This is a genomic window from Burkholderia sola (assembly GCF_905400185.1).
Classification (GTDB): domain Bacteria; phylum Pseudomonadota; class Gammaproteobacteria; order Burkholderiales; family Burkholderiaceae; genus Burkholderia; species Burkholderia sola.
Genome location: NZ_FR989677.1, coordinates 798,726 through 810,526, shown reverse-complemented (window position 1 = coordinate 810,526; position 11,801 = coordinate 798,726). Strand labels below are relative to the sequence as shown.

Below are 11,801 nucleotides of genomic sequence, written 5' to 3'. Positions count from 1 at the left end.
TCCTCACGAAGACAGGTCGGGTGGCACGGCCGCGACCGCGATCACGGCCGCATGCGCGGCGACGTCGAGCCCGGCTTGCGGCCACGAGCGCGGGCCCGAGTCGGGCGTCGCGGTGTCGAGCAGGATCCGGTAATCGAGCACGGGCGCGGGCGGCAGGAACGTGATGGTCTCGGCCGATGCGTTCAGCATCACGAGCAACGCCTCGGTGCGTCCGGTGCGGCCGGTGCCGACGCGCAGCATCGTCAGCGCGCGGCGTTCGCCGTCTTCCCACGCGGGGACGGTCAGCGCGTCGCCGCGTTCGTCGAACCAGCCGATCTCGCGCATGCCGGGCGCGCCGTCGCGGTCGCCGTTCGGATAGCGCGGCGACGACATCACCGGATACATGCGCCGCAGCGCGGCGAGCCGCGACACGAAGCGCGTCATTTGTACGCCTTCGTCGCCGTGCGCCAGGTCCCAGTCGAGCCACGACAGTTCGTTATCCTGGCAATACGCGTTGTTGTTGCCGTGCTGCGTGCGGCCGAATTCGTCGCCGGCCACGAGCATCGGCGTGCCGAGCGCGGTAAACAGCGTCGCGAGCATCGAGCGCGCGACGCGCGAGCGCACGTCGCGGATCTTCGCGTCGTCGGTCGGCCCTTCGACGCCCCAGTTCGCGCTGCAGTTGTCGTCGCGGCCGTCGCGGTTGTCCTCGCCGTTCGCGTCGTTGTGCTTGCCCGCATACGACACGAGGTCGGCCAGCGTGAAGCCGTCGTGCGCGGTGACGAAATTGACCGACGCCCACGTGCGGCGCCGCCCGTGATTGAACAGGTCGGCCGAGCCCGACAGGCGCGCGGCCAGTTCCGGGCGCTGCCCCGCGTCGCCGCGCCAGAAGCGCCGCACGGTGTCGCGAAACCGGTCGTTCCATTCGGCGAAGCCGGGCGGGTGGCGGCCGAGCTGATAGCCGCCGGGGCCGAGATCCCACGGCTCGGTGATCAGCTTGCGCTGCGCGAGCACCGGGTCCTGCCGCAACGCGTCGAAGAACCCCGCGCCGGGCTCGAAGCCGTGATCCTCGCGGCCGAGCGTCACGCCGAGATCGAAGCGGAAACCGTCGACGTTGAACGCGGTCGCCCAGTAGCGCAGCGAATCCATCACCATCTGCACGACGCGCGGATGCGACATGTTCAGCGTGTTGCCGCAGCCGGTTTCGTCGACGTGGTAACGCGGATCGTCGGGCAGCAGCCGGTAATAGCTGGCGTTGTCGAGGCCGCGCCACGACAGCGTGGGCCCGAGCTGGTTGCCTTCGCACGTGTGGTTGTAGACGACGTCGAGCACGACTTCGATGCCGGCCGCGTGCAACTGGCGGACCGCGATACGCATCTCGTCGAGCCTGCGGGTCGTCAGGTACGACGGCTCCGGCGCGAAGAACGCGGCCGTGTCGTAGCCCCAGTAGTTGCGCAGCCCGCGTTTCACGAGCTCGCGCTGCTGCAGGAACGCATGGATCGGCAGCAGCTCGACCGTCGTCACGCCGATCGACAGCAGGTGATCGACGAACGCCGGATGCGCGAGCGACGCGAACGTGCCGCGCTCCGGCGGGCGCAGCCCGGCGCGGCGCATCGACGCGCCGCGCACGTGGGTCTCGTAGATCACGGTGCTGCGCCACGGCACGTTCGGTCGGCGGTCGGTGCTCCAGTCGAACGCTTCGTCGACGACCACGGCTTTCGGCATCGCGGGCGCCGAATCGCGGCGGTCCATCGACAGGTCGGCCCGGTTCGAATGCACGCGATAGCCGAACAGCGCGTCCGACCAGCGGAACTGGCCGACCAGCTTGCGCGCGTACGGGTCGAGCAGCAGCTTGGTCGGATTGAAGCGGTGGCCGTGCTGCGGCTGGTACGGGCCGTCCGCGCGGAACCCGTACACGGTGCCCGGATGCGCGTTCGGCAGATAGCCGTGCCACACCTCGTCGGTGCATTCGGGCAGATCGAGGCGCGCGAGTTCCTTGCGGCCGGTCGGATCGAACACGCACAGCTGAATCCGGTGCGCGTGCGCGGAAAACACCGCGAAGTTGGTCCCGAGGCCGTCCCAGGTTGCGCCGAGCGGGTAGCTGCGGCCGGGTTCGAGACGGTCGGGCAGGGCGGTCGGCATGGGGGTGGATCTCCGTGTCGGGGAGGTGAGTGATCAGGCGGGAGTCAGCCACAGCGTCGCGAGCGGCGGCAGGCGCAACGTCGTCGACCACGCTTCGCCGTGCGCGGGCACGGCTTCGGCCCATACGGCGCCGTCGTTGCCGGCGTTGGTGCCGCCGTACGTCGCGGCATCGGTGTTCATCAGTTCGCGCCAATGACCGGGCGCGGGCAGCCCGAGCCGGTAACCGGCGCGCGGCACGGGCGTGAAGTTGCAGACGGCGACGACCAGATGCCCCGCATCGTCGCGGCGCGCGAACGCGAACACGCTGTTGTCGCGGTCGTCGCCGATCAGCCAGGAGAACCCGGCCGCGTGGCAGTCGAGCGCATGCAGCGCCGGTTCGGCCGCATACGCGCGGTTGAGATCGCGCACCAGCCGCTGCACGCCGCGATGCGCGGGCGCGTCGAGCAAGTCCCAATGCGGCGTCGCATCGTGCGCGAACTCCGCCCATTGCGCGAATTCGCTGCCCATGAACAGCAGCTTCTTGCCGGGATGCGCCCACATGAAGCCGAAATACGCGCGCAGCGTCGCGAGCCGCTGCCACGCGTCGCCGGGCATCTTCGCGACGAGCGAGCCCTTGCCGTGCACGACCTCGTCGTGCGACAGCGGCAGCACGAAGCGTTCGGAGAACGCGTATACGAGCCCGAACGTCATCCGGTCGTGGTGATAGCGGCGGTGGATCGGGTCTTCGTGCAGATACGCGAGCGTGTCGTGCATCCAGCCCATGTTCCACTTGAAGTCGAAGCCGAGCCCGCCGTCGGCGGTCGGCGCGGTGACGCCCGGCCACGCGGTCGATTCCTCCGCGACGGTGACGACGCCGGCCGGCGCGGCGTCACCGTGCAGCGTGTCGTTCAGCCGGCGCAGGAACGCGACCGATTCGAGGTTCTCGCGGCCGCCGTACACGTTCGGCACCCATTCGCCTGCCTTGCGCGAATAGTCGCGGTACAGCATCGACGCGACCGCGTCGACGCGGATGCCGTCGACGTGATAGCGGCGCGCCCACGCGAGCGCCGATGCGACCAGGAACGCGCTGACCTCGGTGCGCCCGACGTTGAACACGCAGGTGTTCCAGTCGGGATGCATCCCCTCGCGCGGATCGGCATGCTCGTACAGCGCGCTGCCGTCGAATTGCGCGAGCCCGTGCGCATCGTTCGGAAAATGCGCGGGCACCCAGTCGACCAGCACGCCGATGCCGGCCGCGTGCGCGCGATCGACGAAGCGCGCGAAGCCGTCGACCGGCCCGAAGCGCGCGGACGGCGCGAACTGCGCGAGCGGCTGGTAGCCCCACGAGCCGCCGAACGGGTATTCGGCGATCGGCATGAACTCGACGTGCGTGAAGCCCATGCCCTTCACGTACGGAATCAGCCGCTCGGCGAGTTCGTCCCACGTCGCGCTGCGTTCCATCTGTTCGGGGATGCGCAGCCACGATTCCGGATGCACCTCGTAGATCGACCACGGCACGCGGTAGCGATCATTACGCGGCCGCGCGTGCATCCAGCCGTCGTCGTGCCACGCGAATGCGTGGAGCGCCGCGACGTCCGCGACCACCGACGCCGTGCGCGGCGGCGCCTCGGTCGCCCGCGCGCACGGATCGGCCTTGTGCGGCAGCACGCGCCCGTCGGGTGCGCGCAGTTCGTACTTGTAGCGTTCGCCCGGGCCGATGCCCGGCACGAACAGCTCCCACACGCCCGACGGCCGCCGCAGTCGCATCGGATGGCGGCGCCCGTCCCATGCATTGAAATCGCCGACCACCGATACGCGCTGAGCGTTCGGCGCCCACACCGCGAAACGCACGCCGTCGGTATCGTCGATGCGCACCGGTGTCGCGCCGAGGCAGTCGAGCACGGCTTCCGGATCGCCGGCCGAGAAGCGCGCGAGCGCCGCTTCGTCGAGCAGCGTGCCGAACGCGTATGCGTCGTCGGTCACCTGATGCGCGTTCGGCCAGTCGATCGCGAGCAAATAGTGTGGCGAGCCGCCGTCGCGCGCGATCGTCCCCGCGAAGCAGCCGGCGCGATCGACGCACGCGAGCGCGCCGAGTTCGGCGCCGTTCGGCGACAGCGCACGCACGCGCTCGGCGCCGGGCAACAGTGCCCGCACGACGACCTGGTCAGCCTGTTCGTGCGGGCCGAGGCACGCGAACGGGTCGGGGTGGCGGCCGGCGAGCAGCGCGTCGATATCCGCGCGCGCGAACAGCGTGTCGGTCATGGGTGTCCTCCGTCGTCGGGCAGCACGCCGTCCCCGAGCAGCCGGTCGACCAGCGCCGCGAGCCCGCCGACCGGCACGCTCAGCCAGTCGGGCCGGTTCGAGGCTTCGTAGCACAGCTCGTACGACGCCTTGTCGATCAGGAACAGCGCCAGCAGGCGGTCCGCGTAGTGCGGATCGACGAAGCGCGCGGGCGCGTGGTCGGCGGCCGCGCGATAGCATTCGACGAAGCGGTCGGCCGCGGCCTGCCCGAAGCGGTCGAACAGCGCGCGCTTGCGGCCGGCCGCCTGCGGCGGCGCTTTTTCGATCGCGAACTGCGCGGTCGCGCTCACGTACGACAGCGAGCGCAGCAGGCCGGCCACGTCGCGCAGCGGATGCGATTTCGCGCGACGCCGTTCGAGCGCACGCGCCGGTTCGCCTTCGAAGTCGATCAGCAGTGCGTCGCCCTGCACGTCGAGCACCTGGCCCAGATGGAAATCGCCGTGAATCCGCGTGCATTGCGCGTCGAGCGTGCGCGGCACGAGTTCGCCGAGCGCCTCGACGGCCGCGTCGCGCGACGCGAGCAGCGCGTCGGCCGACGCACGGGTGGCCGGATCGAGCGCATCGAGCCGCGTGCGCAGCACGTCGAGCGCGCGCTCGAACGAGGCGATCGCGTCCACGCACCAGCCGTCGACGTGATCGGGCGTCGCGCGCTCCGGCGCGAACGCCGGATCGTCGGACGGCTGCGCGAGCGCGACGTGCAACTGGCCGAGCCGCGTGCCGATGATGCCCGCGAACGCCGCGTAGCCGAGCTGCGCGTCGGGCTCCTCGTCCGTTTCGGCGGCCTCGCCTTCGTCCGCGGCCGGCAGCGCGAGCTCGTCGATCGCGCGCCGCAGGAAATCGAACGAACGCGTCCACGCGTCGCCCTGGTTGTCGACATAGCGCTGCAGGATCGCGACCGTATGCGGCGTGCCGTCCGGATCGACGTGCACGACTTCGCCGGCCAGCGTCGCGGTGCTCGCATAGCCGATGCGCGTCAGGTGCCGGCTCATTTCGGCTTCCGGATGAATGCCGTGCGCGACCTTGCGCACCAGCTTCAGCACGATCGCGTCGCCGATCACGAGCGAGCTGTTGCTCTGCTCGGCCGCGAGCCAGCGCACTTCCGCGTCGTCGCCCGGGTCGAGCCCGGCGAGCGCGTCTTCCGGCAGAAAGGTGAGCCGGCCGCCGTCGGACATCGGCACCGTCGCGCCGTCGCGCAGCTTGCGCAGCATGCCGCGCGCGAACGCCGGCAGCGCGAACGCGTCGGTCAGATAGCCGACCGTATGGCCGCGCCGCACGCGCGCGAGCGCCAGTTGCGCGAACAGCGGATGGGACGTCTCGCCACCCCACGCGGCCGCGAGCGGCACCACGTAGCGTTCGACGCGGCCGTCGCTTGCGGACACCCACGCCTCCGCGTACTGGAACGGCTCGTCCGGAATCGGGGTGACGACGTTCAGCCACGCGTCGCCGATCTTGCGATCCTTCGATGCGAACCAGCGCCGCCGCGCGAGCCACGACGCGAGCGCGTCGTGCGCGAGCGCATGCAGTTGCGAGACGTCCGGCCGCGTATCGCCGCGCCGCATCACGAGCGTCACGTATTCGGGCAGCGGCTCCGCATGCGGCTGCCGCCACGACGGCTCGCGGCCATGCTCGGCGAGCACGAACCACAGGAACCCGTACGGCGGGAAGGTGAGGAGATACGGGAGCTGGCCGATCGGCGGGAACGGCGAATCGGACGTCATCTCGATCGGCACGCGGCCCGCGAATTCGGACAGGTCGAGTTCGACGGCCTGCGACGCGCGCGACAGGTTCGCGACGCACAGCACCGGTTCGTGGCCGTCCAGCTCGCGCAGGTACGCGAGCACCTTGCGGTTGTCCGGGCGCAGGAAGCGGATCGTGCCGCGCCCGAACGCCTGCGACGCGCGGCGCGTCGCGAGGATGCGCCGCGTCCAGTTCAGCAGCGAATGCGGGTCGCGCGTCTGCGCCTCGACGTTGATCGCGTCATAGCCGTACAGCGAGCCCATCACCGGCGGCAGCACCAGCAGTTCGGGATCGGCGCGCGAGAAGCCGCCGTTGCGGTCCGATGACCACTGCATCGGCGTGCGCACGCCGTCGCGATCGCCGAGGTGGATGTTGTCGCCCATCCCGAGCTCGTCGCCGTAGTAGATCACCGGCGTGCCGGGCATCGACAGCAGCAGCGAATTGATCAGCTCGATGCGGCGCCGGTCGCGCTCCATCAGCGGCGCGAGCCGGCGCCGGATGCCGAGGTTCAGCCGCGCGCGGCGGTCGCTCGCATAGGTTTGCCACAGCAGGTCGCGTTCCGAATCGGTGACCATCTCGAGCGTCAGCTCGTCGTGGTTGCGCAGGAACACCGCCCACTGGTTGCTCGGCGCGAGCGCCGGCGTCTGCCGCATGATGTCGAGGATCGGGAAGCGATCCTCGCTCGCGATCGACATGTAGATGCGCGGCATCAGCGGGAAGTGGAACGCCATGTGGCATTCGTCCTCGTTGCCGAAGTATTCCTGCACGTCTTCCGGCCACTGGTTCGCTTCCGCGAGCAGCATCCGGTTCGGATACTCGGCGTCGATCGTCGCGCGGATCCGCTTCAGGATCGCGTGCGTCTCCGGCAGGTTCTCGTTGTTGGTGCCTTCGCGCTCGACCAGGTACGGCACCGCGTCGAGCCGTAGCCCGTCGATGCCGAGATCGAGCCAGAAGCGCATCACCTGGATCACCTCGCGCACGACGGCCGGGTTGTCGAAGTTCAGGTCCGGCTGGTGCGAATAGAAGCGGTGCCAGTAGTACTGGCCGGCTACCGGGTCGTGCGTCCAGTTCGACGTTTCGGTATCCAGAAAGATGATCCGCGTGCCTGCGTATTTCGTGTCGGTGTCGGACCACACGTAGTAGTCGCGATGCGCGGAGCCCGGCTTCGCGCGGCGCGCGCGCTGGAACCACGGGTGCTGGTCCGACGTGTGGTTGATCACGAGCTCGGCGATCACGCGAATGCCGCGCGCATGCGCTTCGCGGATGAAGCGCCGCACGTCGGCCAGCGTGCCGTAGTCGGGATGCACGTCGCGGTAGTCGGCGATGTCGTAGCCGTCGTCGCGGCGCGGCGACGGATAGAACGGCAGCAGCCAGATCGTGTCGACGCCGAGTTCGGCGATGTAGTCGAGCTTCGCGATCAGGCCGGGGAAATCGCCGATGCCGTCGTTGTTCGAGTCGAAGAACGACTTCACGTGCACCTGGTAGATGATCGCGTCCTTGTACCACAGCGGATCGTCCGCACAGAGCGCGGGTTCGCGGCGGCGCGCGCGGCGCCGGCGCGGCGTGCCGGCCGGCGCGAGCGACGGGAATTGCGCGCGGCGCACGTCGTCGAGGGAATCTTCGCGTTTCATCATGCATGCGCTCCCGAAGGGCGGCGGGCGGGATCCGGTTCGGGCGCGGCCGCCCGCGCGGCGCCCGGAGACGGCGCGAGCCGCCAGATTGCGTACGGCCGCACGTGCGGATCGAGCGACACGTACTGGCGATGGCCGCGCCAGGTTTGCGCGTGCGCGGCGTCCTGTTCGAGCGCATCGAGCGGTTCGCCGTCGGCCAGCCCGAGGCCGCGCCACAGCGCCGCATCGAGCGTGAAGTTCGCGGCCTGCGGATGCCACGGGTCGAGACTGATCGCGACGATTACCACGCTGTCGAACGCGGGCGTCGCCTTCATGAACACGAGCACCGAGTCGTTGTCGGCGTCGACGAACGTGAGACCGAGATGCGTCTGCAGTGCGGGGTGATCGCGGCGCGCGCGGTTCAGCCGCGCGATTTCCGTGCCGATATGCGCGGCCTTGCTCCAGTCGCGCGCGCGCAGCTCGTATTTCTCGGCATCCGCGTATTCCTCGCTGTCCGGCAGCGGCGCCGATTCGCCGAGCTCGAAGCCCGAGTACAGGCCCCACGAGCCGGCCAGCGTCGCCGCGAGCGCCGCGCGGATCACGAACTGCGAGCGCGGCGCGTTCTGCAGGTGGCGCGGGTTGATGTCGGGCGTGTTGACGAAGAAGTTCGGCCGGAAGAATTCGCGCGCGGGCCCGGCCGTCAGCTCGGTCAGGTAGTCGATGAAGTCGCGCTTCGACTCGCGCCACGTGAAGTACGTGTACGACTGCGAGAAGCCGACTTTCGCGAGGCGATACATCATCCCCGGCCGTGTGAACGCCTCGGACAGGAATACGACGTCCGGATGCCGGCCGCGCACGTCGTCGATCATCCACGCCCAGAACGGCAGCGGCTTCGTGTGCGGGTTGTCGACGCGGAAGATCCGCACGCCCGCGTCGACCCAGAACAGCACCGCGTCGCGCAGCGCGAGCCACAGGTCGGGCAGCGCGTCCGGCGCGTAGAAATCGGGGTTCACGATGTCCTGGTAGCGCTTCGGCGGATTTTCCGCGAAGCGCAGCGAGCCGTCGGGCCGCCACGCGAACCAGCCGGGATGCGCGGCGAGCCACGGGTGATCGGGCGAGCACTGGATCGCGAAATCGAGCGCGATCTCGAGCCCGTGCCCGCGCGCGGCGTCGACCAGCACACGGAACGAGTCGAGCGTGCCGAGCTGCGGATGCACGGCCGTGTGGCCACCGTCGGGCGAGCCGATCGCGTACGGGCTGCCGACGTCGTCGGGGCCGGCGGTCAGGCTGTTGTTGCGACCCTTGCGCGCGGACGTGCCGATCGGGTGGATCGGCGGGAAATACAGCACGTCGAAACCCATGTCGCGGATGCGCGGCAAATGCGCGATCACGTCGTCGAACGTGCCGTGCCGGTGCGGATCGTCGCTGGCCGAGCGCGGAAACATCTCGTACCAGCTCGAGAAGCGTGCCTTGCGGCGTTCGACGTCGACCGGGTAGATCGTCGCGTCGTGCGTGACGAACGGGCGGTAGCGCAGCGCCGCGAATGCATCGGCGAGCGCGGACCCGCCAATCAGCGCGAGGCGGTCGTCGGGCGACGCGTCCTTGAGCTCCGCGACGAACTGTTTCATCCGCGTGACCGCGCGCGGGTCGGCCGGCTCGGCGAGCTTCAGCGCGGTCGCGAGCAGCAGTTGCGCTTCGCGCACCTCCAGCGTCACGTCCTGGCCGGCCGCGCGCTTCTTCGCGATGTCGGTGACGAGCGACGCCCAGTCGTCGCGCCATGCGACCACGCGGAATTCATGGCGACCGAGCCGGTCGAGCGTGACGCACGCGTGCCAGCGATCGTTCGGCTCGGCTTCGAACGGCACTTCGCGCCATTCGTCGTCGCCCGCGGCGCGCCACTGCAGCACGGCCGCCAGATGCGCGTGCCCGTCGGTGAAGATCGATGCGCTCACGACGAGCGGCTCGCCGATCACGCGCTTGATCGCGAAGCGGCCGTCGTCGACCGACGGCTCGACGCGCTCGACCGCGATCCGGTCGGCCGCGAGCGCCGCCGACAGCGCGGTGCGCTCGCGGGCGGCGTCGGCGCGCGTCGTGATGGGCGGCGCCCGCCATGCATGCAGCAACGCATACGCGCCGGGCGCGAGCGTGAACGACTCGAGCGCGGCCGGCGGCTGCGTGTGCGCGCCGGCCTGCGTGGCGACGCGCGTGAAGCCGCCCGGCACGCCGGGCAGGATCGTCGCGGGGTCGACCGTGGCGGGTGCGTCGAGATCGGGATTCAATGCGATCAGCAATGCCGCGTCATCGTGTTCGAGCGACGGCCCGGTGCCGCGCAGCAGCGCGGTCGCGTTTGCGCCCGGCGCGCTCAGTTGCACGATTTCGCCGCGCGCCGCCGCGACGGGCGTCGCGCGGCGCCATGCGTTCGCATCGGCGAGCGCGCCCGACAGGTCGAAACGCGCGTGCTCGAATGCGGCGCGGTAGCGCGCGGCATCCGCGTCGCGCGCCATCAGCGGCACCGTCACGCCGCGCTCGAAACCCATCGGCACGAGCCAGCCGGTGCCGACGGCCGCCGCCGTCCACAGCGCGCGGCGATACGCGCGGGCGACGGTGTCGTCCGGCGCGTCGGGCCAGTCGTCGGCGAGGCGCGGGCCGTCGGGCGCATCGGGAAACGCGATCGGCGCGCCGATGCGCCGCAGCAGCCGGTGTTCGTCCGCGAACCACGGCGCGCGCAGGTCCCACCAGCGCACCGATGAAAACACCGCGTCGAAGCCGGCGCCTTCGAGCTGCGCGAGCGCGTCGCGCGCATGGCCGGGCACGCCCGCGAGCACCGCGACGTCCGGGCGCGCCCGGCGCAGCGCCGCGCGCCAGCCGGGCCACCAGTCGGCCGGCAGATGATGCGGCGCGTCGATCAGGAAGCCGGCCGCGCCCGCGTCGGCGAACGTCGCGAGATGCGCGCACCACCATGCCGACAGCGCGTCGCGCACCGCTTCGTCGCCGGGGTTCGCATGCGCGATGTCGAGCGCATGCGCGGCGCCGCGCGGGTCGATCAACGCGTCGTCGTACGCGCGCTCGACGTACCAGTCCGGATGCTCGGCGCGCAGCGGGTTCTCGCGCGCGATGCGATCGGGGACGACTTCGAGCAGCACGCGCAGCCCATGACCCTTCGCCAGGTGCGCGAGGCGCGAGAAGGTTTCGAGCGCGCTCGCGCGTGTCGCGAACGACTGGGCCGGCCGCCGGAAGTCGGCGACGTGGCGCGGAAAGCCGGCGACGCTCGCGGCCCAGAACGCACCGACCAGCACGTGATCGAAGCCCATTCCCGCGATATGCGCGAAGGTCTGCGGCCAGGCGTCGAGCGGTCCGACGAGGCGAGCGTCGCAGAAGTAGAGGTGCGGAGCGAACGGCGGTGTGGAGTCCATGGCGTGGCGTGAGCGGGTGGCGCGAGCGGTAAAGCCGGTGCGTCGCAATCTGCGTGCCTGCTGCGCGATTCCCTGCGGGCACGGCGTGTGCGGAAAGCCGGCCTGAAAGGGCCTGTCGTTTTTACATGACCGCCGGACTCGCGCATGGTCTACATGCGTGGCACCGAGCGGATGTCCGAACTGTCCCCCGTCGCCGCATCGTCGTCCGAAGTCGGAATCGGCACGCCGGGGTCATACCGCACCACCTTGCCGTGTTCGATCCGGTGCGGGAACGACGGCGGCTCGCCTACCTCGTCGCCGAAGCGCGCGCGCACGAACGCGCGCAGCAGCGCCACGCGCGCATCGCGGCCGCGCGCGCCGCAGGTCGACGGGCCGTCGACGAAGGTCGCGTCGCATTCGACGTCGTCGCCGTGGCGGGCGATCCGCAGGTCCTCCACGCGATCGAGCACCGCGCCCGCGTCGGCCCACGATGCCGACGGCGCGAACGGCGCGTCGAGATGCCGGAACGCGTCGCACGCGGCCGTCACGACGACGGTCGGCGCGACGGCCGTGAAGCGCAGCGTGTCTTCGTCATCGGCGCACAACGCGCGTGCGCACCAGTAATCGAGATCCTTTCCGTCGAGTGCGTCGATTCGCATGAGCT

At 70.5% G+C, this 11,801-nt stretch carries 5 protein-coding genes; all 5 read right to left on the bottom strand.

Annotated features, from left to right (window positions below):
- Positions 1-3: 3 nt before the first annotated feature.
- The 5 genes from glgX to KR541_RS33695 all read right to left on the bottom strand — a co-directional run bounded on the left by glgX (position 4) and on the right by KR541_RS33695 (position 11,796).
- A complete protein-coding gene (gene glgX, locus KR541_RS33715; RefSeq protein WP_216090132.1) occupies positions 4-2,118 on the bottom strand; it encodes a glycogen debranching protein GlgX in 2,115 nt (704 codons plus the stop codon).
- Between the two features lie 33 nt (positions 2,119-2,151).
- On the bottom strand, positions 2,152-4,359 hold the full coding sequence (glgB, locus tag KR541_RS33710; RefSeq protein WP_216090131.1) for a 1,4-alpha-glucan branching protein GlgB: 2,208 nt from the start codon (positions 4,357-4,359) through the stop codon (positions 2,152-2,154).
- The gene (gene treS, locus KR541_RS33705; RefSeq protein ID WP_216090220.1) at positions 4,356-7,766 is read right to left on the bottom strand and encodes a maltose alpha-D-glucosyltransferase; all 3,411 of its coding nucleotides are present in this window, start codon (positions 7,764-7,766) and stop codon (positions 4,356-4,358) included. The genes glgB and treS overlap by 4 nt, the downstream gene beginning before the upstream one ends.
- On the bottom strand, positions 7,766-11,158 hold the full coding sequence (locus KR541_RS33700; protein WP_216090130.1) for a maltotransferase domain-containing protein: 3,393 nt from the start codon (positions 11,156-11,158) through the stop codon (positions 7,766-7,768). The genes treS and KR541_RS33700 overlap by 1 nt, the downstream gene beginning before the upstream one ends.
- A gap of 149 nt (positions 11,159-11,307) precedes the next feature.
- The gene (locus KR541_RS33695) at positions 11,308-11,796 is read right to left on the bottom strand and encodes a phage protein NinX family protein (protein ID WP_216090129.1); all 489 of its coding nucleotides are present in this window, start codon (positions 11,794-11,796) and stop codon (positions 11,308-11,310) included.
- Positions 11,797-11,801: the final 5 nt, after the last annotated feature.

Bases quoted from the DNA above. Each gene is read 5' to 3' on its own strand.
- glgB (WP_216090131.1), bottom strand. From the start codon at position 4,359: ATGACCGACACGCTGTTCGCGCGCGCGGATATCGACGCGCTGCTCGCC.
- glgX (WP_216090132.1), bottom strand. From the start codon at position 2,118: ATGCCGACCGCCCTGCCCGACCGTCTCGAACCCGGCCGCAGCTACCCG.
- KR541_RS33700 (WP_216090130.1), bottom strand. From the start codon at position 11,158: ATGGACTCCACACCGCCGTTCGCTCCGCACCTCTACTTCTGCGACGCT.
- treS (WP_216090220.1), bottom strand. From the start codon at position 7,766: ATGAAACGCGAAGATTCCCTCGACGACGTGCGCCGCGCGCAATTCCCG.
- KR541_RS33695 (WP_216090129.1), bottom strand. From the start codon at position 11,796: ATGCGAATCGACGCACTCGACGGAAAGGATCTCGATTACTGGTGCGCA.